The organism is Nocardioides aromaticivorans (assembly GCF_013408525.1).
Classification (GTDB): Bacteria; Actinomycetota; Actinomycetes; order Propionibacteriales; family Nocardioidaceae; genus Nocardioides; species Nocardioides aromaticivorans.
On record NZ_JACBZM010000001.1, the window covers coordinates 3,342,210 to 3,364,980 of the forward strand.

Genomic DNA, 22,771 nt, shown 5'->3' on the forward strand with positions numbered 1-22,771 from the left:
CGTGACCACCGTGCTGCTCGCGACCTTCGACCTGATGCCCGAGGGCGAGCCCGGTGGCGAGCTGCTGCTGGCCGCCCTGGCGGAGCGCGGGATCGAGGCCCGCTGGGTGCGCTGGGACGACCCAGACGTCGCCTGGGCCGAGGCCGACCTGGTCGCGGTCCGCTCGACGTGGGACTACCACCGCCGCCTCGCCGCCTTCCTCGCGTGGGCGGAGCGGGTGGAGGCGGTGACACCGCTGCTGAACGGTGCGGAGGCCTTCGCCTGGAACGCCGACAAGGCCTACCTGACGGAGATCGCGGACGTCGTACCCACGGTGCCGACGGCGCTGCTCGACGACACCGACCTCGCGGGTGGGCTGGCGCGGGCGTTGGAGCGGTGGGGGCGCGTCGTCATCAAGCCACGTACCGGCGCCGGTGGCGTCGGCGTGGTCGTCGCCGAGAGCGTGGACGACGGCCGGCTCGAGGGCCTGGTCGCGGGTCCGTGGATCGTGCAGCCGGTCGTCGAGTCGGTGCGGACGACGGGGGAGTCGTCGGTCTACGTCCTCGACCGCGCGCCCGTCGCGCAGGTCGACAAGGTCGCGGCGGCCGGGGAGCTGCGCGTGCACGAGCTGTACGGCGGCAGCAGCCGCCCGGTCGCCCTCGACCCGGGCCGCGCGCGGGTCGCGGCGGACGCCGTGCGGGCGGTGGAGGCCCGCACGGGGGCCGAGCTCGCCTACGCGCGCGTCGACCTGATGGCCTGGCAGGACCAGTGGGTCGTGAGCGAGCTGGAGCTGATCGAGCCGGGCCTCTACCTCGACGTGGACCCGGCGAACGCGGGACGGTTCGCCGAGATGGTCCGCGCCCGGCTGAATCCGGCCTGAGAAGAGCCCCTTCTCCTTGCACTCGCCATGGTCGAGTGCTAAACATGATGCTGGCACTCTCGCCTTGAGAGTGATAACGGACATCGCGAAGGAATCGCAGGAGTTATGTCGAAGCTGATTGCTTTCAACGAGGAGGCCCGGCGTGGCCTCGAGCGGGGTATGAACACGCTCGCCGACGCCGTCAAGGTCACCCTTGGCCCCAAGGGCCGCAATGTCGTCCTGGAGAAGAAGTGGGGCGCCCCCACGATCACCAACGACGGTGTGTCCATCGCCAAGGAGATCGAGCTCGAGGACCCCTACGAGAAGATCGGCGCCGAGCTGGTCAAGGAGGTCGCGAAGAAGACCGACGACGTCGCCGGTGACGGTACGACGACCGCGACCGTCCTCGCCCAGGCGCTCGTCCGCGAGGGTCTGCGCAATGTCGCCGCCGGCGCGAACCCGATGGGTCTCAAGCGCGGCATCGAGGCTGCCGTGAGCGCTGTCTCCGAGCAGCTCCTCGGCATGGCCAAGGACGTCGAGACCCGCGAGCAGATCGCCGCCACCGCCACCATCTCCGCCGGTGGCGACGCCACCGTCGGTGACGCCATCGCCGAGGCGATGGACAAGGTCGGCAAGGAGGGCGTGATCACGGTCGAGGAGTCGAACACCTTCGGCATCGACCTCGAGCTCACCGAGGGCATGCGGTTCGACAAGGGCTACATCTCGGCCTACTTCGTCACCGACCCCGAGCGCATGGAGACCGTCCTCGAGGACGCCTACGTGCTCATCGCCAACAGCAAGATCAGCAACGTCAAGGACCTGCTGCCGCTGCTGGAGAAGGTCATGCAGTCGGGCAAGCCGCTCGTCATCCTCGCCGAGGACGTCGACGGCGAGGCGCTGTCGACCCTGGTCGTCAACAAGATCCGCGGCACGTTCAAGTCCGTCGCCGTCAAGGCCCCGGGCTTCGGCGACCGCCGCAAGGCCATGCTGCAGGACATCGCGATCCTGACCGGCGGCCAGGTCATCTCCGAGGAGGTCGGCCTCAAGCTGGAGTCGGCCGGCATCGAGCTGCTCGGCCAGGCCCGCAAGGTCGTCATCACCAAGGACGAGACCACCATCGTCGAGGGTGCCGGTGACCAGGCCCAGATCGAGGGCCGGGTCAACCAGATCCGCGCCGAGATCGAGAACTCCGACTCCGACTACGACCGCGAGAAGCTCCAGGAGCGCCTCGCCAAGCTGGCCGGCGGCGTGGCCGTCATCAAGGTCGGCGCGGCCACCGAGGTCGAGCTCAAGGAGCGCAAGCACCGCATCGAGGACGCCGTCCGCAACGCGAAGGCGGCCGTCGAGGAGGGCATCCTCCCCGGTGGTGGCGTCGCGCTGGTGCAGGCCGCTGCCGCCGCGTTCGAGAAGCTCGAGCTCGAGGGCGACGAGGCCACCGGTGCCGCGATCGTCAAGGCGTCGGTCTCCGCGCCGCTGAAGCAGATCGCGATCAACGCCGGCCTCGAGGGCGGCGTCGTCGCGGAGAAGGTCGCCAACCTCCCCGCCGGCCAGGGCCTCAACGCCGCGACCGGTGAGTACGTCGACCTGCTGGCCAACGGCATCATCGACCCGGCCAAGGTGACCCGCTCGGCGCTGCAGAACGCCGCGTCGATCGCCGCGCTGTTCCTCACCACCGAGGCCGTCGTGGCCGACAAGCCGGAGAAGGCCGCCCCCGCGGGCGACCCGACCGGTGGCATGGGCGGCATGGACTTCTGAGCGAAGCGAACGAGCTTCGACTCGGCTGAGTCCGGTCGCTCCCTGAGCACCACCAGCAAGGCCCCTGCTCCGGCAGGGGCCTTGCGCCATTTCTGTGGCAGGGTCGATCCCGTGAGTGTCACCGGGCTCCTGCTCGCCGCCGGCGCCGGCTCCCGGATGGGGATGCCGAAGGCACTGGTCCGCGACGACGCGGGCCGGCCGTGGCTGACCCGAGCCGTGACCGTGCTGCTCGAGGGCGGCTGCGACGAGGTCACGGTCGTGCTCGGCGCATCCGCCGACGAGGCGGAGTGGGTGCTCGCCGACGGGCTGGGCGACCTGACCCGGGTCCATGCCGTGCGGGCACTGGCCTGGCAGGCCGGCATGGGCGCGTCCCTGCGCACCGGCCTCCGGGAGCTGGCCGGCACCGGCCACGACGCCGCACTGGTCCACCTCGTCGACCTGCCCGACGTCACCGCCGCGGTGGTCGCTCGGGTGCTCGGGCAGGCGGACACCGGTCCGTCGGCGCTCGCGCGGGCGTCGTACGACGGCACGCCGGGGCACCCCGTGCTGCTCGGGCGCGAGCACTGGGCGCCGGTCGGCGACGCGGCGTCGGGGGACCGGGGTGCGCGCCTGTACCTCTCGGTCAACGACCCGCAGCTCGTCGAGTGCGGCGACCTGGCGTCGGGAGTCGACGTCGACGAGCCAACCTCGGACCAACGACCCGCTCAATAGCCTCGCCCCATGGACGCCCGTGTCGCCGAGCTGGCGCGCCGTTTGGGGGAGACCGGCTACCTCTGCGACGACGACCTGGCGACCGTCCTGTTCCTGTCCCTGGAGATGGGGCGTCCGCTGCTGCTCGAGGGAGAGCCGGGCACCGGCAAGACCGCGCTGGCGGAGGCGATCGCCGAGGCGCTCGAGCGGCCGCTGATCCGGCTGCAGTGCTACGAGGGCATCGACGCGACCCAGGCGCTCTACGACTGGGACTTCCCGCGCCAGATCCTGCACCTGCGCGCCCTCGAGGCGGTCTCCGGAGGCGCGTCGGCCGGTGGACGCGGTGACGTGGAGGAGGCCGAGAAGAGCCTGTACGACGAGCGCTTCCTCCTCGCCCGCCCGGTGCTGGCCGCGCTGCAGCAGAGCCCCGCGGTGCTGCTGGTCGACGAGGTCGACCGCGCCGACGACGAGTTCGAGGCGTTCCTGCTGGAGGTGCTGTCGACGTACCAGGTCACGATCCCCGAGCTCGGGACGGTGCAGGCCGCGACCCCGCCGACCGTCGTGCTCACCTCCAACCGCACCCGCGAGCTGCACGACGCCCTCAAGCGCCGCTGCCTCTACCACTGGATCGACCACCCGGGGCTGGACCGCGAGGTGGCGATCGTCCGCTCGCGCGCCCCCGAGGTGAGCGCCGAGCTGGCCCGGCAGGTGGTCCAGGTCGTGCAGCAGCTGCGCCAGGGCTCCGACCTGCTCAAGCCGCCCGGTGTCGCCGAGACGCTCGACTGGGGCCGCGCGCTGCAGCACCTCGGCACCGTCGAGCTCGACGTCGAGACGGCCGCCCTGACGCTCGGCGCCCTGGTGAAGTACCGCGACGACGCCGAGCGGGTGCGCGCCGCCCTCGACCGGATGCTGGCCCGATGAGCACGCCGCTGCTGGTCCGCGACGCCGACGAGGTCCTGCTCGGCTTCACGACCGCGCTGCGCGCCGCCGGCGTCGCGGTCACCCAGGACCGCACCCGCACCTATCTCGACGCGGTCGCCCTCGTCGGGATCGCCGACCGCGACGCCACCCGGACCGCCGGCCGGGCGACGCTCTGCGCCACGCCGGAGGACGTCGAGCGGCACGACCGCGTCTTCGACGAGTGGTTCGGCCGCGACAACACCGCGCCCACGCTGCGACCCCGCGGCGCCCAGCCGCGGACCGGGGTGGGCCTGCTCCCCGACGACCAGGGCGACGGCGCGGGTGCCGACCCCGACGACGACCCGGTGCGTGCGGCGGCCAGCGCCGCCGAGGTGCTGCGGCACCGTGACGTCGCGACGCTCGACGCCACCGAGCGGGCCCTGCTCGCGGGGATGTTCGCCTCGCTGCGGGTGCGGTTGCCGCGACGCGCCACTGCTCGTCGTACACCTCGCCGGAGGGGTGACGTCGACGCCTCCCGCACCCTGCGCGCCAGCCTGCGCCGGATGGGGGAGCCGGACCGGATCCGCTACCGGCGCCGGGCGACGCGCAACCGCCGCGTCGTGCTGCTGGTCGACGTGTCCGGGTCGATGAGCGGGTACGCCGACGCGCTGCTCCGCCTCGCCCACCGCATCAGTGCCGCCTCCGGGTCGGCGGCCGGCGAGGTCGAGGTCTTCACCCTCGGCACCCGGCTGACCCGGATCACCCGCCCGCTGCGGCTGCGGGACCCGGACCGCGCGCTCGCGGCCGCCGGGGAGGTCGTCCCCGACTGGTCGGGCGGCACGCGTCTCGGGGAGACGCTCCAGGCATTCCTCGACCGCCACGGGCAACGGGGAATGGCGCGCGGTGCGGCCGTGGTGGTCTTCAGCGACGGCTGGGAACGTGGGGAGCCACGGCTGCTCGGTGAGCAGGTCGCCCGGCTGCACCGTCTCGCGCACACCGTCGTGTGGGTCAACCCGCACCGGGGGAAGGACGGCTACGCGCCCGTGCAGCAGGGGATCGTCGCCGTCCTGCCGCACGTCGACCACTTCCTCGCCGGCCACTCGCTGGCGACCTTCGCCGAGCTCACGGAGGTGCTCGCCGATGCGTGAGGTGCTGCCCCAGTTGCTCGCCTGGTGGGAGGCCGGCGAGAGCGTCGGCATGGGGACCGTCATCGCCACCTTCCGCTCCGCCCCGCGCCCGCCGGGCGCGTCGATGCTGGTCGGTCCGGACGCGTCCGCGGTCGGCTCGGTCTCGGGCGGTTGCGTCGAGGGCGCCGTGTACGACGTCGCGCAGTCCGTCGCCGCGTCCGGCGTCCCCGAGCTGCACCGCTACGGCGTCTCCGACGACGACGCCTTCGCCGTCGGCCTGACCTGCGGCGGGATCCTCGACGTCTACGTCGAGAAGGTCAGCCGGGAGACCTTCCCCGAGCTCGGTGAGGTCGCGGCCGACATCGAGGCCGGCCGGCCGGTCGCGGTCGCCACCGTGGTCGACCACCCGGACCCGTCGTACGTCGGCCGGCGGGTGCTCATCCGCCCGGACGCCGACCTCGACGGCGGCCTCAGCGGCAGCCTCGGCAGCGCGCGGATCGACGCCGCCGTCCACGACGACGCCCTCGGCCTGCTCGCCGCCGGGCACAACGGCACCCTGTCCTACGGCCCCGACGGCGAGCGCCGGGGTGAGGGGCTGCGGGTGTTCGTGTGGGCGTTCGCGCCCGCCCCGCGGCTGCTGGTCTTCGGTGCGATCGACTTCGCCGCCGCCGTCGCGCGGGTCGGCGGCTTCCTCGGCTACCGGGTGACCGTCTGCGACGCCCGGCCGGTCTTCGCCACCACGAGCCGCTTCCCGGGCGCCGACGAGGTCGTCGTCGACTGGCCACACCGCTACCTGCAGGCCGAGCAGGAGGCCGGCCGGATCGACGGGCGCACCGTCATCACGGTGCTGACCCACGACCCGAAGTTCGACGTCCCGCTGCTCGAGGTGGCCCTGCGCCTGCCCGAGGTCGGGTACGTCGGGGCGATGGGCTCGCGTCGTACCCACGACGACCGGATGGAGCGGCTGCGCGAGGCCGGCGTCAGCGAGGCGGAGCTGCGGCGGCTGCACAGCCCCATCGGCCTCGACCTCGGTGCGCGCACCCCGGAGGAGACCGCGATCAGCATCGCCGCGGAGATCGTGGCCGGGCGCTGGGGAGGATCGGGGGAGCCGCTCGCCGAGCGCGAGGGCCGGATCCACGCGTAGGCGCCCTACCTCCGAAGGGGAGTGATCACCGTCACACCCCGGGAGTAGTGTGCTGGCATGGACGAGCTCCAGGAGCGGCGGAGGGCTGCGCTCTCGGCGTGGACCACCTTCGTCGAGCAGGGCGACCGCGCGGCGCCGCTCGTGCGCCCGGAGATCCGGGACAGCTGGGAGCGGTCCGGCGCGGTCGTCGCCCGCGACGTCGTCGAGGCGCCGCTGGCCGACGAGTCGGAGACCCGCTCGTTCTGGCAGGGCTCGCCGCTCCAGGTCGCCGTCGAGCGGGTCGAGGACGAGCTGCGCCGTACGGCCGAGGACGGCGACCTGGTGCTCGCCGTCACCGACCCGGACACCCGCGTGCTGTGGACCTACGGCGGCCGGGTGATGCGCCGCAAGGCCGAGACCGTCAACTTCGTGATGGGCGGGCGCTGGGACGACCAGTCGGTCGGCACCAACGCCCTCGACCTCGCCAACCGGCTCGACCGGCCCGCGATGGTGTTCAGCGCCGAGCACTACGCGCCGATCGTGCACAACTGGGTCTGCTGGGCGGCGCCCGTGCACGACCCGGTCAGCGGTGCCAAGCTCGGCGTGCTCGACATCTCGACCACCTGGGACCGCACCCACCCGATCGGCCTCGCCACCGCGCGGGTGCTGGCCCGACTGGTCGAGCAGGCCCTGCCCCGCACCCAGCAGTACCTCCACGAGGCCGCCCCCGGCGACGAGCTGGTCGAGCCCGGTCTCGTCCTCAGCCTGCTCGGCACCGCCGAGGCCCGGATCGACGGCCAGCGCCTCCTGCTCAACCGCCGGCAGACCGAGATCCTCGCCCTGCTCGCGTTGCACCCCGACGGGCTCTCCCTCGACCAGCTCCACGCGATGCTCTACGGCGATCACGCGGTCACCTTCTCCACCCTCAAGGCCGAGGTCTCCCACCTGCGCCACGCCCTCGCCGGCCAGCTCGCGTCGCGGCCCTACCGCCTGCTGATGCCGATCGCCACCGACGTCGACCACGTGCTCGGCCTGCTCCGCCGCGGCGAGGTCGCGGCCGCCGTCGAGGCCTACGGCGGCGACCTCCTCCCCGGCACCGAGAGCCCGGCCCTCGTCGAGATGGGCGAGTACGTCGCCGTCGCCGTCCGCGAGGCGCTGCTGGCCGACCCCCAGCCCGACGCCGTCCTGCACTACGCCGAGCTGGCGCCGTACGACACCGCGGTGCTGGAGGCCTGCCTCGCCCGCCTCGCCCTCGACGGTCGTGTCGCCCACCCCTCGGTCCCGTTGCTGAAGGCGCGGTTGGCGGTCGCCGACGTCTGACCCGGTGGTCGAGGAGGTCGCGCAGCGACCTCGGTGGTCGAGGAGGTCGCGCAGCGACCGTCACGAGACCCCTGGCTCCGGTGCACCTGCTGTGCCCCCCTCCGCTGGTTGAGGTGCGAGGTGCGCCAGCGCCGAGCCTCGAAACCTCTGGCTCCGGTGCACCGGCTGTGCCCTGCGGTATGCCTGTGGTCGGGTCTTCAAGCGCAGCGACGAGGGAGCTGGGCGGGTCGTTGGGTCCGGCGGTCGGGTGCGGTCCGTCCGGTGGTCGAGGAGGTCGCGCAGCGACCGTCACGAGACCCCTTGCTCCGGTGCACCCGTTGTGCCCTTCGGTTGGGTGGGTGGTCGGGTCTTCAAACGCAGCGACGAGCGGCATGGGTGCGGGACTGGGTCGCGCGGTCGGGTGCGGTCCGGCAGCCCGTGTTCACTCGTTGCACCACTTGTTCTGCACACCCCGTCGAGGGACTTTCCCCTGTCCACAGGCGGGTTTCCGTCGCTTCTTTGTGTCGGAGGTCGATGGGAGAATCCAGTCATGGATCTCGGAACCAGCGGCACCGCGACAGCGGTTTCGACAGCCTCGCTGCTGTCGTGGATCGCTGACGACGCCGAGGTCCGTGACCACCTCCTGATCCGGGAGTGGATGAACATCGCCGCCTGGGCTGAGGCCAACATCGTCGAAAGTCCCGAGGGTGCAGCGACGTTGACGGAGGGCTATCTCGACACCGGTGTCCCGATCGCCGGCCCGGGTGCCCCGCTCGTGAGCGAGTTCCGGTTGATGGAGCTGATCGCGGTGCTTGGCAGGTCGCCGGATGGTGGCCGGTCGTATGTGGGTCAGGTCATCGAGTGCGCCTGGCGCCTGCCGCTGCTGTATGCCGCCGTGGTGGACGGCCGGGTGGCGCCGTGGCGGGCCCAGCGCATCGCTGACCTGACGAGGTCGCTGCCGGCAGAAGCCGCGGAGTTCGTGGACCGGCACCTCGACGCCGCCGTCGGTGGGGTCGGCTGGGCGCAGCTCGAACGCCTCGTCACCGAGGCGATCCTCCGGTTCGACCCCGAACGCGCCGAGGCCGAACGGCAGGCCGCGAACGAGCACCGTCACTGCAACATCACCGACACCGATGAGCACGGCGGCGTGCACCTCGAGGCCTACCTCGATGCGGCCGACGGCCACGACCTCAACCAAGCCATCTCCCGGGAAGCAGCACTGCGGGGCCAGCTCGGCGACACCGACTCCCTCGATGTGCGTCGGGCGAAGGCGGTCGGTGCGATCGCCCGCCGCGACCTCGCCCTCGACCTGCTGATCGCCGACGAGACCACCGGCGAGGTCATCGCCCAAGCGCCCGGACGGCGGGTCGAGCTGAATGTCCACATCACCGACACCGCCCTCACCGGCGACAACAACGTCGGGCGGTGTGAGGAGACCAGGTCACCCGTCCAGACGGCCCAGGTGAAGGAGTGGCTGCAGGTCCCCGGCACGACCGTCATCGTCCGGCCCGTCATCGACCTGGCCGACTGCATCCCGGTCGACTCCTACGAGATCCCCGACCGCCACCAGCGACGCGTCCGGCTGCGCGACCACACCTGCCGGTTCCCCAACTGCCCCCAACAAGCGGTCCGCTGCGACCTCGACCACGCCAAGCCCCATGGCGAGGGCGGGAAGACGTGTCCCTGCAACCTCGTCCCGCTCTGCCGCAGGCACCACCGCGCCAAGACCCACAGCCAATGGCGCTACCTCGTGATCCAGCCCGGCCACTACCTGTGGACCAGCCCCCACGGCCACCACTTCCACGTCGGCCCCGCCGGCACCACGATCCTCGACGGCTACTGACCACCAAGCCCCACACCCCGCCCCACCGGCGGGGCCACCGGCATGTCCGGGCGACAAATCGGACGACAGGCGGGCCGGCGCGTGACGAGACTGGCCAGGTGACCGCACCTGACGCGCCCGACGACGTGCTCTGGGAGTCCGCCGTCCCCGGGAACGGCGTCGTACGCACGGTCATCGTCGACGGCGTCCACGCTGCCCGCTTCGACGACCTGAACGGTGACGGCCGCGAGATCGAGGTCAGCGTCTTCGTCCGGCGCGACCGGACCTGGTCGCGCGTCGGCCACCAGGACGACGTCGGGATCCCGGCAGTCGACGAAACACCGCTCTTCGGATGGATCGGCACAGGCGGCTGGGCGGTCGGTCGGGCGACGCCGGGGGACCGGGTGGAGGTCGACTGGATGGGCGAGCGCGCCGTGGTCGGCGTCGACGCCGGTGGATGGTGGTTGGCGGTGGTCTCCGGGGAGGTGCCGGAGGAGGATGACGAGCTGTCCTGGACCGGGCCGCGCACCCGCTCCTTCACTTGACCAGGTAGGCGGGGTGGTCCTCGTCCATCAACCAGTCCCGTGTGATGTGCACCTTCGTCAGCCGCTCGAGCAGCGTCCACGACGCCGGCCCGGTGTCGTTCTCCAGGTCGAGCCCCTTCTCCTCGGGCAGGTGCTTCGACTTGAGATAGTCCTGGCCGAGGAAGGGGTCGAAGCTGCGGACGACCTTGCCGTCGCGCGCGACGAGGACGTGGTCGTCGCCGTTGACGGTGTTGCCGTACGACGCGGCGAGGCCACCGATACGGCTGAGCGCGACGACCCTGTCCTCGTCGACGAGCCCCCAGGTGAAGAGCACGACGCCGCCGTCGTGCTCGGCCACGCGGATCGCCCAGAAGCGCTCCGGGCTGACCTTCCGGCGGTTCGGGCCCAGGGCCTCGAGCGCCTCGGCGGCGGTGGCGTCCGGTACGACGACGATCTGGTAGCCGGAGGAGAACGAGTCGTCCGTGGCGGCCCAGCTGTAGGGCCGGCCGGGCTCGCGGGCGAGCTCCTCGTTGAGGTAGTCCAGCTCGTCCTCGGAGAGCGTCCAGCGCCCGGAGCCGATCTCGACGTAGGCGGGGGCGTGGCAGGCCGTGAGCGGTTCCCCGTCGTCACCCGGAGGCATCAGGAGCCCGACCTGCACGCCGCCCGACCAGCCGACGGTGAGGTCGTCCTGGAGGGCCTGGCCCGCGCCGTCCGACTGGGCGCAGTGCAGCGTCGGTGGATCGAGCGGCTGTTCGGTCCCCGTGCTGTTCGAGTAGTCCACCCTGACGTTCAGCCAAGGTCGCTGGCCGTCGCCGCCGACCGACTCCACCACGATGTCGATCGGCAGCCCGGGGGAGATCTCCTGCTGCCCGCCCGACGCCGGGGTCGGGCGGCGCTCGTTGAGCTCGTCGACGATGTCGTCGGGCACGGTCCAGGCCTGCATGGTGCTTGACGAGCGCTCGCCCCGCAGGGTGAGGTCGATCGTGACCTCGCCCGTGCACTTCGGGATCGAATCGCCCCTCGCGCCCCCACCGAGCATCGACAACCGCTCCTGGTACTCGACCGAGCCGTCGGCTGGGACGCGCCCAGGCCTCGGCGCCTCGCCCTCGACGGTGGCGCCGAAACCGCTCTCCTGCCCGTCGCAGGAGAGCTCGAGCTCAGGGATCACCCGCGACCTCGCGCCGGTGTTCTCGACCCGGACCGCCATCGCCAGCCACGCACCGCTGTCGTCGCCGTCGACCCCGACGACGTCCGCCCGGATCCGCAGCGTGTCGTCCCAGTCGACGTACTCTCCGAGGGGGTACTTCCCCTCCTCGAAGACCACCGGCGAGCCGGTGACGAAGCCCGGGTCCTCGCCGTAGGCGCCCGGGGTCGTCGGGTCGTTCGTGCCGCAGGCCGCCAGCATCGTCGCCGCACCCAGCACCAGCGCCGGCACCACGCCCCGAGACCACCTCATGGCCGCAGACCGTAACCGCCAACGCCCCCGCGCCGGGGCAGAACAGGAAGAACCGGGACCCCGACCCGGCGCGCAACCATCTGCCAACCTCACCATCCCTAGCGTGAGCCGCATCACAGGTCCCCTCGCGCTCAAGGGAGAGTCATGGCCCGGATCAACCTCACCGTCGACGGCCAGCAGGTCGCCGACGACGTCGAACCCCGGATGCTCCTCGTGCAGTACCTCCGGGAGAAGCTCGGCAAGACCGGCACCGTCATCGGTTGCGACACCAGCAACTGCGGCGCGTGCACGGTCCACCTCAACGGCAGGAGCGTGAAGTCCTGCAACGTGCTGGCGGTCCAGGCCGACGGCGGGGAGGTCACGACCATCGAGGGCCTGGCCGGGGAGGACGGCCAGCTGCACAGGGTGCAGGAGTCGTTCCGGGAGTGCCACGGCCTGCAGTGCGGGTTCTGCACGCCCGGGATGATCATGCAGACCGTCGACCTGCTCAACGAGAACCCGAGCCCCTCCGAGGAGGCCATCCGGCTCGGCCTCGAGGGCAACCTGTGCCGCTGCACCGGCTACCACAACATCGTGCGCGCCGTTCAGCACGCCGCCGGTACGACGGAGGGGGCATCGGCATGACCGCGACCCAGGAGCCCACGACCGGCCAGGAGATCGGCCGCGACCGGCGACGCAAGGAGGACCAGCGCCTGATCACCGGCCGGACGCGGTGGACGGACAACATCACGCTGCCCGGGATGCTCCACCTGGCGATGGTCCGCAGCCCGTTCCCGCACGCGCGGATCACGAACATCGACACGGACGCGGCGAAGGCCGCGACCAACGTGGTGGCGGTGCTGACCGGCGCCGACCTCGACGAGGGCCAGGGCGCCTGCATCAACGCGTGGCCGGTCGTCACCGACCAGGTCACCCCGGCGCACCTGCCGATGCCGACCGACCGGGTCGCCTTCGCGGGCGAGACGGTCGCCGTCGTGGTCGCCCGGTCCGCCGCGGAGGCGCGCGACGCCGCCGAGCTGGTGGAGGTCGACTACGAGGAGCTGCCGGCCGCGCTCGACCTCAAGGAGGCGGCCACCGCGCACGAGACCGGGGGAGCGATCGCGCACCCCGACCTCGGCACCAACGTCAGCGCCGTCTGGCGCTTCGACTCGGCCGAGGCCGGGACCGGCGGCGACGTCGAGGCCGCGATCGCCGAGGCGCGCGCCAACGGCATCGTCATCGAGCGGGAGTACCGCCAGCAGCGGCTGATCCCGGCGTTCATGGAGCCGCGCAGCACGGTCGTCGACCCGACGGGCGAGCAGATCACGGTCTGGTCGGCCACCCAGGTCCCGCACATCCTGCGCTTCGCGATCGCCGCGACCACGGGCGTCCCCGAGTCGAAGATCCGGGTGATCGCCCCCGACGTGGGTGGCGGCTTCGGCGGCAAGCTGCAGCAGACGCCGGAGGAGATGATCACCTTCGCGGTGGCCCGCCGGCTCGGCAAGCCGGTGAAGTTCACCGAGACCCGCAGCGAGTCGCTGCTCACGGCCCACCACGGGCGCGACCAGTGGCAGCGGCTCACCCTCGCGGCGACCAAGGAGGGCCGGGTCACCGGCCTCAAGGTCGACCTGCTCGCGGACCTGGGCGCCTATGTCGCGATCGTGGGCGGCGGGGTGCCGGTGCTGGGCGCGTTCATGTTCAACGCGATCTACAAGTTCCCGGCGTACCAGTTCCAGACGACCAACATCCTCACCAACAAGACCTGGACCGACGCCTACCGCGGCGCCGGCCGGCCCGAGGCCACCTTCGCCATCGAGCGGCTGATGGACGAGCTCGCGGCCGAGCTCGGCAAGGACCCGCTCGAGGTCCGCGAGATGAACTGGATCAAGCACGAGGAGTTCCCGTTCACCACGGTCGCCGGCCTGGAGTACGACTCCGGCAACTACGAGGCCGCCACCGCGCGGGCCAAGGAGATGTTCGGGTACGACGCCCTCCGCGCCGAGCAGGCCGAGCGACGGGCCCGTGGCGACAAGGTCCAGCTCGGGCTGGGCGTCTCGACCTTCACCGAGATGTGCGGCCTCGCGCCGTCCCGCGTCCTGGGCAGCCTCAACTACGGGGCGGGCGGCTGGGAGCATGCCGAGGTCCGGATGCTCGCGACCGGCAAGGTCGAGGTCGTCACCGGGGCGTCGGCCCACGGACAGGGGCACGAGACGGCGTTCAGCCAGATCGTGGCCGACCGGCTCGGCGTACCGTTCGAGGACGTCGAGATCCTGCACGGCGACACGCAGATCTCCCACAAGGGCCTGGACACCTACGGGTCCCGCAGCCTGGTCGTCGGCGGAGAGGCCCTGGTGCGGGCGCTCGACAAGGTCATCGAGAAGGCGCGGCCCGTCGCGGCCCACCTCCTCGAGGCCTCCGCCGACGACCTCGAGTTCAGCGGCGGCCGGTTCACCGTCAAGGGGACCGACCAGGGCATGGCGATCCAGGAGATCGCCACCGCCGTCTTCGCCGCGCACAACCTGCCCGACGGGATGGAGCCCTCGCTCGACTCCGAGGCGACCTACGACCCGGTGAACTTCAACTACCCCCACGGCACGCACCTGTGCGCGGTGGAGGTGGACACGGAGACCGGCCAGGTCAGGCTGCGCAAGTACGTCTGCTGTGACGACATCGGCGTGGTGATCAACCCGCTCATCGTCGCGGGCCAGGTCCATGGCGGCCTGGTGCAGGGCATCGCCCAGGCGCTCTGGGAGGAGGCCGTGTACGACGACAACGGCACCCTCGTCACCGGGTCGTTCGTCGACTACCTGCTGCCCACGGCGGCCGACACGATCAGCTTCGAGATCGACCACACCACCTCTCCGTCGACCACCAACTCGCTCGGCACCAAGGGCGTCGGCGAGGCCGGCACGATCGCCTCGACGCCGGCCGTCGTCAACGCGGTCGTCGACGCGCTGCGCCCGCTGGGCGTCCACGACGTCGCGATGCCGTGCACGCCCGAGCGGGTGTGGCGGGCCATCAACAGCGGGTCGTCCGGTGGCCGGACGACGGAGTCGGCCATGCCCCACTTCGACGAGTCGGAAGGAGGGGTCCAGTGATCCCCGCAGCCTTCGAGTACGTCGCCCCGACCTCGGTCGAGGAGGCCGTGGCCGCGCTGGCCGAGCACGGCGACGACGCCAAGATCATCGCCGGCGGGCAGAGCCTGCTGCCGGTGCTCCGGATGCGGCTCAACGCCCCGGAGTGGGTCATCGACCTCGGTCGCATCGACAGCCTGCGGGGTGTCCGCGACGCCGGCGACCACCTGGTGATCGGCGCGATGACGACGCACCACGACGTCGGCCAGGACCCGCTCGTCCACGAGCACGCCCTGCTGATCAGCAAGGCGATCACCCATCTCGCCGATGCCCAGGTCCGGCATCGGGGCACCTTCGGCGGCGCGCTCGCGCACGCCGACCCCGCGGGCGATCTCGGGGCGCCCGCGCGGGCGCTCGGCGCGACCTTCGTCGTGCAGGGGCCCGGTGGCACCCGGGAGGTGGCGGCCGAGGCCTTCTTCGTCGACCTCTTCGAGACCGCGCTGTCCGACGACGAGATCCTCACCGCGGTGAAGGTCCCCAAGTACGACGGCTGGGGGGCGTCGTACGAGAAGTTCGTCCGGATCGCGCACCAGTGGCCGATCGTCGCGGTGGCGGCGACGGTCCGGCTCGACGGCGACACGATCGCGGAGGCGCGGATCGGGCTGACCAACATGGGCTCGACCCCGCTGCGTGCGGAGGCCGCCGAGCAGGCGCTGGTCGGGCAGCCGGCGACCGAGGAGGGCGTGGCCGCCGCTGCCGCGCTCGCCGCGGAGGGCACGAACCCGCCCAGCGACCTCAACGGCGACGCCGACTACCGCCGCCACCTCGCGACCGTGCTGACCCGTCGGGCCGTGCTCGCGGCGGCAGCCCGGAGCTGAGGAGCAGGATGGACCTCAGCCACTCCTTCACCGTCCCGACCTCGGTCGAGGCGACCTGGGCGCACTTCCAGGACATCGGCGCGCTCGCCGAGTGCTTCCCAGGCGCCCAGGTCACCGCCGTCGGCGAGGACGCCGACGGCAACCCGACCTTCGAGGGCACCTGCAAGGTCAAGCTCGGCCCGATCGCGCTCGTGTACGCCGGCGCGGGCAGCTTCGTCGAGCGCGACGAGGCCGCGCGCCGGTTCGTCGTCGACGCCAAGGGCCGCGACAAGCGCGGCAACGGCACGGCGGGCGCGAAGGTCACCGTGACCATGGCGGCCGCCGACGGCGGCTCCACGCAGGTCGACGTCGTCACCGACCTCGCCATCACCGGCAAGCCGGCCCAGTTCGGGCGTGGCGTGATGCAGGACGTCTCCGACAAGCTGCTCGGCCAGTTCGTGACCTGCCTCGAGCAGCGCCTCGCCGCCGAGGCGGCTCCGGAGGCTCCGGTTCAACAACCGAATTCGTCGTCCGCCGCGGCCGGGGACGACAAATCCGGTAGTGGCGTGGCGGATCAGGAGCCCCCGCGCCCGGCGCCCGCACGCCCAGCCGCGCCGGCCAACGACGACGACGCGCTCGACCTGGGCTCGGCCGTCCTGCCGGTGCTCCTCAAGAGCTACGGCAAGCAGGCGGCGATCGCGGTGCTCGCGCTGATCGGCCTGCGCCTGCTGGTCCGGACGCTGCGCAGGTAGCAGGACAGCACGCACCTGTCCGTTCGGGCAGGTGCGTGCCAACCTCGTTGCAACGTTCGAGGAGCAGTGTGGTGCCTGTCACATCGGCGAAGGGATCACCATGGTGCTCACGGCAACTCCGGCCCGACCCCGGCTCTCGGGCGGTGCCGACGAGGAGCCGACCGGGCTGGTGAAGTTCCACGCGCCGGAGGTGGTCTTCGGCACCGGGTCGCTCAGCGAGGCCGGCTTCGCAGCGGCCCGGCTCGGCGCGCGTCGCCCCCTGGTCGTCACCGACCCCGGCATCATCGCCGCCGGCTGGGTCGACGAGCTGCTCGGCCACCTGCGGGAGGCGGGCCTGCGTCCGGTGGTGTGGTCGCAGGTGACCCCGAACCCGCGCGACCACGAGGTCCGGGCGGCGTTCGCGCACTACCTGGAGTGGGAGTGCGACGTCATCATCGGCATCGGCGGCGGCTCCTGCGCCGACGCCGCGAAGGGCGTGGCGGTGCTGTCCGGCAACGGCGGCGACATCCTCGACTACCGCGGCGTCGACCGGATGACCCAGCCCATCCCGCCCCTGCTGATCATCCCCAGCACGTCGGGCACGGGGGCCGACGTCAGCCAGTTCTGCATCGTCACCGACACCGCCCGCTCGGTGAAGGTGACGATCATGGGCCGTGCCCTGGTCCCGGACATCTCGATCACCGACCCGCGGCTGCTCGTCACGATGCCGGACCTGCTCAACGCCGCGACCGGCCTCGACGCGCTGACCCACGGCATCGAGGCGTTCGTGTCGCTGGCCCACAACCCGCTCGCCGACACCCACGCCCTCAACGCCGTCGGCCTGGTCTGCGGCCACCTCCGCTCCACCATCACCGACCCCCTCGAGACCGAGCACCGCCGCAAGATGGCGCAGGCCAGCCTGCAGGCCGGACTCGCGTTCTCCAACGCGATCCTCGGTGCCACCCACGCGATGAGCCACCAGGTCGGCGGCCTGCTCGACGCCCCGCACGGGGTCGTCAACGGCGTGCTGCTGCCGCACGTGATCCGCTACAACGCCCGCGCGACGCCCGACCGCTTCGTCGCGCTCGCCGCGGCGGCCGGGCTCGACGTCGCGGGGATGCCCGGGGAGGAGGCCGCGGACCTGCTCGCCGACCACGTGCGCCGGCTGGCCGACGACGTCGGAGTGCCACGGGGGCTGCGCGAGCTCGGGGTGACGGAGGCCGACGTACCCCGCCTCGCGGACACGACCCTCGACGACGCGTGCCTGACGACCAACCCGCGTGCCGCCACGTTGCACGACGTGGAGAAGCTCTTCCTCGAAGCGCTGTGACGGGGCGCGCCATGACCGAGCAGCTCGACCTGGCGACGCTGACCGGGGTCCGGTCCGGCAAGCGGTCCTACTACCGCGCCTACGTGCGCTCCGACGAGCGCATGCAGCGGGCGGTCCGCGCGATGGACTCGATCTCCCGCGGCCTGGTCAGCACCGTGGAGGGGCCGCGAGGACTGCTCGAGCAGGTGGCGCGGGCCGCCGCGGAGCACCTCAACGCGGCGTGGCTGATCCTGGGCCTCGCCGACGGCCAGCTCCCCGGCGCCCGGCCCCGCTTCCTCGTCGTCGACGGCACGCGCGGCGCACTGGTCGACGACGACACCCACCTGCCCCCCGGGGTACGACGCGAGCTCGGCGCCATCCGTGCCGGGCACGCCACGCGGACGCCCCGCGACGACTCCTGGGTGCGGGTGCCGATGACCCTCGCCGGTGACCCCATCGGCAGCCTGGTCGGGCTGCACGGCCTCGACGACGAGCCGGAGCCGGGCGACCTGTCCGTGCTGCGCATCCTCGCCAACGAGGCCGCCGTCGCGCTGCACACCTCCGAGCAGTACCAGGCCGGTCTCGCGCTGCACCGCCGCGCCCAGCGCCTGTACGACGAGACCGCCGCCCAGGCCCGCGACCTCGCCGAGCGCACCCGCGAGCTGCGCCACGCGGAGGAGCGGCTGCTGGTGGCCCACCAGCGCGAGCTGCTCGACCACGAGCGGCACCGGATCGCGCGCGAGCTCCACGACAGCGTCACGCAGTACGTCCTGTCCGCCGGCATGGCCGTCGAGGTCGCCCGGGGCATGGCGGCCGACGAGGGGCGCGAGGCGATCGAGGCGCGGCTGAGCACCGCCAAGGAGCTCAGCGCCCAGGCGGTCGACCAGCTCCGCCGCGCGATCTACGCCCTCCACCAGCCCCAGCGCGACGTCGTGCACGCCCTTCCCGAGCTGCTGCTGGAGGTCGCCGAGCACCACCGCCCGCACCTCGCGGTGACGGTCCGGGTCGACGGCTCCGTCGCGGAGCTGACCGCCGACGCGGACCACGAGATCGCCCGCGCGGTGGGGGAGGCGCTGTTCAACGTCGCCACCCACGCCGAGGCGAGCCGGGCCGTCGTACGGCTGCGCTACCGGCCGGACGAGCTGTTCGTCAGCGTGGCCGACGACGGCACGGGCGACCCGTCCGAGCTGGCCCGGCGGCTGCGTCTGGAGCGCGGGCCGTCCGCCGACGGGCGCCACCGCGGCCTGGCCAACATCGAGTGCCGCATCACCGAGCTCGGTGGCTCGATCGCCTTCCGGAGGGCCCGCATCGGCGGCGTCCGGGTGGAGATGCGGATTCCCTTGCCCCTGGACGCGCAGCGTCCGGGCATCATCGCAGGCCTGGTCGGAACCGGGCCGGAACAGGTGGAACCATGGCAACCCTGACCGAGGCGACGACGCCGGCACCGACGCCGGCACCGGCGCGGACCGTCGACATCATGCTGGTCGACGACCACGCGATCGTGCGCCAGGGCCTGCGCTCGATCCTCGAGCGCGAGCACGACCTGCGCGTCGTCGCCGAGGCCTCCACGGCGGCCGAGGCGCTGGCCGTCGTCGGACGTGCCCGTCCGGCGATCGTGCTGCTCGACCTGAAGCTGTCGACGTCGTCCGACACCGAGGGCCTGGACCTGTGCGAGGCGCTGGCCGCGGAGTACCCCGAGCTCGCGATCCTGGTGCTCACCACCTTCCTCGACGAGCAGCTGGTGCTGCGGGCCGTGAAGGCCGGCGCGCGCGGCTATGTCGTCAAGGACGTCGACATGACCGGCCTGGTCCGCTCGATCCGCGACGTCGCACGAGGCGAGAGCGCCTTCGACGCCCGCTCGGCCGCGGCGATGGTGCGCGGGCTCAAGGCCCCGCCGGTGACCGACGAGAAGAAGCTGACCGCCCGCGAGCGGGAGGTCCTCGGCCTGCTCGCGCGCGGCCTGTCCAACCGCGACATCGGCAGCCGGCTCTTCATCTCCGAGACGACGGCGAAGTTCCACGTCGGCAACATCCTGCGCAAGCTCGACGTCACCCGCCGGGCCGAGGCCGTCTACGAGGCCTCCAAGATGGGCGTGATCTGACGGCCGCACAGCCCGGCCGGTCGCCGACCGGCCGGGCTGCGGTGCGCCCCGAGGGTCAGGGGAGCGGGAGGAGCGTGCGGTCCCACGTGGTGTTCACGATGACCGCGGCGGAGGCGTAGAGGGCCAGCGCGGCGTCGGCGACGAGCACGTAGCCGGCGAGGTGGCCCAGGCCCGTGCTCTCGCTGAAGGCGCCGAGGGCTGCGAGGTAGAAGACGGCGCAGAGCAGCACGAAGATCGCCACGGTGGTGGTGTTCGTGCGCAGCGCCGCGAGGAGCATGTACGTCGAGAAGAGGGCCCAGGCCAGCAGGAACATGCCGGTCACGGCGGCACCGTCGGCGGTCACCATGGGTGCGTAGAACTGGACGAGCAGCGCGTAGCTGAGCCAGAAGCCGGCGTACGCGGTGAAGACGAGGCCGGGGAAGGTCTCGCCCCGCCGGAAGTGGATGACGCCGGCGACGATCTCGGTGAGGAAGCCGAGGGCGAGCGCGAGGGACAGGACGGCCGGGGTGGCGGCCGCATCGATCATCCCGGACATCACGCTGGCGAGGACGAGGGCGGAGATGCCGAAGCTGGCGAGGCCGAGGGGGAACGGGTCGCCCCACTCGGGTGCCGCGGCCGCGGCAGGAACGGTGCTCGCGGGGATGCTGGCGGGGGTGCTGGCGGGTGCGGTGTCGGTCATGCTGGATCCTTCGGGAGGGTGGGTGGTTTCCGCAGGACGCGGGGCGCGCCTGTGGCTCTGGCCCCGACCGGGTCCTCGACGTCGACGACCAGCCACCCGCCGTGGTGGTCGTCGACGCGGTAGGGCAGGCCGGTGGCCCGTCCCCACGCGTCGAGGTCGGTCAGGGAGATCGTGCGGACGTGGCCCCAGGTCGCGTCCGCCTCGTCCTCGAGGGGGACCGCGACCACGACCCGGCGCCGCGCGAGGCGGAGCGCCTCGGCGAGGACCCGCGCCCCGTGCGCGGCGTCGAGGTGCTCGAGCAGGTGGATCGCCAGCACGTTGTCGACGCTGCGGTCCGGGGCGTGCACGCGCGCGGCGTCGTCCACCCGGGTCGTCAGCGGCACCCCGAGGCGCGGCGCGACCGCCGCGAGCAGGTCGACCGTGCCGGGGGAGATGTCGGAGGCGGTGACCTGGAGGCCCGCCTGGGCCAGACGCAGGGCCAAGAACCCGAAGCAGCAGCCGAGCTCCAGCACGGTGCCCTCCGCGAGCAGCTCCTCGACCCGGGCGTACACCGGCGCGTAGTCGGCGATCGTGCCGTGCGCTCCCGCCGACGGGCCCTCGATCGCGTCCCCGACCCGGTCGAGGGTGCGGCGGTAGAAGCCCTCCCACGCGACGACCGGGTCGGGATGGGAGCTGAGGACGATGCCGGTGAACAGGTGCTCGAAGAGCTCGCCCCCGCGCAGCCAGCCCGGCTGGAAGAGCTCGTCCGCCAGCAGCCCGGACAGGTCGTCGTCGATCCGCTCCGGCGGCACCCGGTGCACCACCACCGCCCGGTGCCCTACGGCGGTCAGGTCGAAGTGCGGCGTGCGCACGGTGTGCAGGTCGAGGCGGGGCGTGGCCCCGGCCTGGGCGCGGACCTCGACCAGCTCGTCGCGGTAGACACCGTCGCACGGTGCCTCGAGCGGCTGGATCTGCGCGGCGCTCATCGCGGGACCGGGACCGGCACCGCCACCCGGTCGAGGCCGCGGAGGTTGCGCACGACCTCGACCCGGTCGCAGTGCTCGGCGTAGAGCGGGAGGTCGCAGCTGCCCAGGCCCCACGAGTACCGCGGCTCGGGCGTCAGCCAGATCGTCGAGCGGGCGCGGCGGGCGATCTCCTCGAAGGCGCGCAGGCCCGGGTCCTGGCCGTTGTTGCGGCCGTCGCCGAGCACCACGACCGTCGTACGACGGTTGACGGCGGAGCCGTGCCGCTCGAGGAACTCCGTGAAGGCGTTGCCGTGGTCGGAGTCGGCGTCGACGTCGAGCACGCCGCCGGCCGGCAGCCCGGCCATGACGAGCGACAGGGCGTCCTCGATGCGGTGCTCGGCGAAGAGGTCGGTGATCTCCACGAGGTCCTTGACGAAGGCGAAGGTGCGCACGCTGGAGGCCATCGCCTGCAGGCTGTGCACGAGGTGCAGCGTGAACCGCGCGGTGGAGCGCACCGACAACGAGACGTCGCACAGCACGACCAGCCGGGGCCGGTCCTCGACCTTGCTGACCGTGACCGGACGGAACGGGACGCCGTCGTACCTCATGTTGGTGCGCATGGTCCGGCGACCGTCGACGACGCCGCTGGCCGCGGCCTTGCGGCGGGGCCGCGGCGCGCCGTGCAGCGAGCGCAGCAACCGGCGCAGCGACTCCTCCAGCTCGGCCCGCTCGTGCTCGTCGACCGTCTCGGCCCGGACCGCCTCGAGCTCGCGGGTCTCGATCTCCCGCTCCAGGGACATCAGCTGCTCGAGGTGCTCGCGGATCCGCTCCGGCAGCTGGTCCAGCCACGGCGCGAGCGCGGCACGCAGCGCCGCCAGCGAGGCTGCCGCCTCCGGGTCGTCGTCCCCCTCGTCGGCCACGCGCTCGTCGAGCCAGCTGAGCAGTGCGAGCTCCTGCTGCACCGACAGCTCCGAGTCCAACTGCAGGCCGGTCGAGCGGGCCAGGTCGGCCGGGTTGCCGGGGTTGTGCATCCGGCTGACCGTCAGCTGCACCCGCGCCGCCTGCGACGGGTCCAGCCTCGTGTCGTCCGACAGCACGATCTCGTCGGTCAGCGACGCGATGTCGATCTTGTTGGCCTCCTGGTGCAGGTTGAACTGCTGGGCCATGTCCTCGGGCTTGAAGAACTCCCGGATGTCGTCCGGCTTGCCGTGCGAGTGCCCGTCCGCCGGTACGTCGCCCGGTTGCTCGGACAGGGTGAAGTCGGTCAGCTCCCCGTCGTCCGACAGGTCGTCGTGCGCGTGCCCGTGGCCGTGCCCGACCTCCTCGTCGACCACCGCCCGGAGGCCGAAGAAGCGGTCGAAGACGTGGTCGAAGGCCGCGAGGTCGCGGCGGTCCTTGACCAGGCTGACCCGCAGGGCCGCTCGGAGCAGCGTGCGGTCGTCGAGCACGCCGGGCTGCGCGGCGGCGTACAGGCCGTCGATCAGCTCGGCGGTGCTGATCCGCAGGCCGTGCAGGCGCAGCAGGCGGACGAAGCGGTGGACGGCGCCCTCCACGACGGCGTCC

20 protein-coding genes are annotated in these 22,771 nt (G+C 72.6%); 16 read left to right on the plus strand and 4 right to left on the minus strand.

Translation table 11 applies throughout. The features are described from left to right. The first annotated feature begins 1 nt into the window (after position 1). The 9 genes from BJ993_RS15905 to BJ993_RS15945 all read left to right on the plus strand — a co-directional run bounded on the left by BJ993_RS15905 (position 2) and on the right by BJ993_RS15945 (position 10,099). A complete protein-coding gene (locus BJ993_RS15905; RefSeq protein ID WP_179649873.1) occupies positions 2-859 on the plus strand; it encodes an ATP-grasp domain-containing protein in 858 nt (285 codons plus the stop codon). A gap of 105 nt (positions 860-964) precedes the next feature. Then, positions 965-2,593: a chaperonin GroEL gene (gene groL, locus BJ993_RS15910; RefSeq protein WP_036547800.1), complete on the plus strand. Its 1,629-nt coding sequence runs from the start codon at positions 965-967 to the stop codon at positions 2,591-2,593. A gap of 111 nt (positions 2,594-2,704) precedes the next feature. Next, entirely contained in the window at positions 2,705-3,304 is a 600-nt protein-coding gene (locus tag BJ993_RS15915; protein WP_179649875.1) for a nucleotidyltransferase family protein, read from the plus strand. A gap of 9 nt (positions 3,305-3,313) precedes the next feature. Continuing rightward, a complete protein-coding gene (locus BJ993_RS15920; RefSeq protein WP_179649877.1) occupies positions 3,314-4,204 on the plus strand; it encodes an AAA family ATPase in 891 nt (296 codons plus the stop codon). Then, positions 4,201-5,331, plus strand: a complete 1,131-nt coding sequence (locus BJ993_RS15925; RefSeq protein ID WP_179649879.1) for a vWA domain-containing protein — start codon at positions 4,201-4,203, stop codon at positions 5,329-5,331. The genes BJ993_RS15920 and BJ993_RS15925 overlap by 4 nt, the downstream gene beginning before the upstream one ends. Then, positions 5,324-6,454, plus strand: coding sequence for an XdhC family protein (locus BJ993_RS15930; RefSeq protein WP_179649881.1), 1,131 nt, complete (start codon positions 5,324-5,326; stop codon positions 6,452-6,454). The genes BJ993_RS15925 and BJ993_RS15930 overlap by 8 nt, the downstream gene beginning before the upstream one ends. A 57-nt stretch (positions 6,455-6,511) precedes the next feature. Then, on the plus strand, positions 6,512-7,753 hold the full coding sequence (locus BJ993_RS15935; protein ID WP_179649883.1) for a transcriptional regulator: 1,242 nt from the start codon (positions 6,512-6,514) through the stop codon (positions 7,751-7,753). 529 nt (positions 7,754-8,282) lie between these two features. Continuing rightward, the gene (locus BJ993_RS15940) at positions 8,283-9,575 is read left to right on the plus strand and encodes an HNH endonuclease signature motif containing protein (protein ID WP_179649885.1); all 1,293 of its coding nucleotides are present in this window, start codon (positions 8,283-8,285) and stop codon (positions 9,573-9,575) included. A 98-nt stretch (positions 9,576-9,673) separates the two neighbouring features. Continuing rightward, on the plus strand, positions 9,674-10,099 hold the full coding sequence (locus BJ993_RS15945; RefSeq protein WP_179649887.1) for a hypothetical protein: 426 nt from the start codon (positions 9,674-9,676) through the stop codon (positions 10,097-10,099). Here BJ993_RS15945 and BJ993_RS15950 read toward each other — a convergent pair. Continuing rightward, positions 10,092-11,534 carry a hypothetical protein gene (locus tag BJ993_RS15950; protein WP_179649889.1) on the minus strand — a complete coding sequence of 481 codons (1,443 nt, stop codon included), beginning with the start codon at positions 11,532-11,534 and terminating at the stop codon, positions 10,092-10,094. The genes BJ993_RS15945 and BJ993_RS15950 overlap by 8 nt on opposite strands. 144 nt (positions 11,535-11,678) lie before the next feature. Here BJ993_RS15950 and BJ993_RS15955 point away from each other — a divergent pair, with 144 nt between their 5' ends. The 7 genes from BJ993_RS15955 to BJ993_RS15985 all read left to right on the plus strand — a co-directional run bounded on the left by BJ993_RS15955 (position 11,679) and on the right by BJ993_RS15985 (position 19,585). Next, positions 11,679-12,158, plus strand: a complete 480-nt coding sequence (locus BJ993_RS15955; RefSeq protein ID WP_036547828.1) for a (2Fe-2S)-binding protein — start codon at positions 11,679-11,681, stop codon at positions 12,156-12,158. Then, the gene (locus BJ993_RS15960) at positions 12,155-14,611 is read left to right on the plus strand and encodes a xanthine dehydrogenase family protein molybdopterin-binding subunit (protein ID WP_179649891.1); all 2,457 of its coding nucleotides are present in this window, start codon (positions 12,155-12,157) and stop codon (positions 14,609-14,611) included. The genes BJ993_RS15955 and BJ993_RS15960 overlap by 4 nt, the downstream gene beginning before the upstream one ends. Then, the gene (locus tag BJ993_RS15965; protein ID WP_179649893.1) at positions 14,608-15,465 is read left to right on the plus strand and encodes an FAD binding domain-containing protein; all 858 of its coding nucleotides are present in this window, start codon (positions 14,608-14,610) and stop codon (positions 15,463-15,465) included. Before BJ993_RS15960 ends, BJ993_RS15965 begins: the two co-directional genes overlap by 4 nt. Positions 15,466-15,473: 8 nt before the next feature. Next, entirely contained in the window at positions 15,474-16,196 is a 723-nt protein-coding gene (locus BJ993_RS15970) for an SRPBCC family protein (protein WP_179649895.1), read from the plus strand. A gap of 100 nt (positions 16,197-16,296) precedes the next feature. Beyond that, complete coding sequence (locus BJ993_RS15975; RefSeq protein ID WP_179649897.1) at positions 16,297-17,505, plus strand: iron-containing alcohol dehydrogenase; 1,209 nt, start codon at positions 16,297-16,299, stop codon at positions 17,503-17,505. An 11-nt stretch (positions 17,506-17,516) separates the two neighbouring features. Next, positions 17,517-18,908, plus strand: a complete 1,392-nt coding sequence (locus BJ993_RS15980) for a MadS family sensor histidine kinase (protein ID WP_179649899.1) — start codon at positions 17,517-17,519, stop codon at positions 18,906-18,908. Further along, entirely contained in the window at positions 18,896-19,585 is a 690-nt protein-coding gene (locus BJ993_RS15985; RefSeq protein ID WP_179649901.1) for a MadR family response regulator transcription factor, read from the plus strand. The genes BJ993_RS15980 and BJ993_RS15985 overlap by 13 nt, the downstream gene beginning before the upstream one ends. 55 nt (positions 19,586-19,640) lie before the next feature. On the opposite strand, the gene BJ993_RS15990 is transcribed toward BJ993_RS15985, so the two are convergent. The 3 genes from BJ993_RS15990 to BJ993_RS16000 are packed head-to-tail and all read right to left on the minus strand — an operon-like array spanning position 19,641 to position 22,761. Beyond that, complete coding sequence (locus BJ993_RS15990) at positions 19,641-20,264, minus strand: acetate uptake transporter (protein ID WP_179649903.1); 624 nt, start codon at positions 20,262-20,264, stop codon at positions 19,641-19,643. Further along, positions 20,261-21,229, minus strand: a complete 969-nt coding sequence (gene mftM / locus BJ993_RS15995) for a mycofactocin oligosaccharide methyltransferase MftM (RefSeq protein ID WP_179649905.1) — start codon at positions 21,227-21,229, stop codon at positions 20,261-20,263. Before mftM ends, BJ993_RS15990 begins: the two co-directional genes overlap by 4 nt. Then, on the minus strand, positions 21,226-22,761 hold the full coding sequence (locus tag BJ993_RS16000) for a VWA domain-containing protein (protein WP_179649907.1): 1,536 nt from the start codon (positions 22,759-22,761) through the stop codon (positions 21,226-21,228). The genes mftM and BJ993_RS16000 overlap by 4 nt, the downstream gene beginning before the upstream one ends. Positions 22,762-22,771 lie beyond the last annotated feature (10 nt).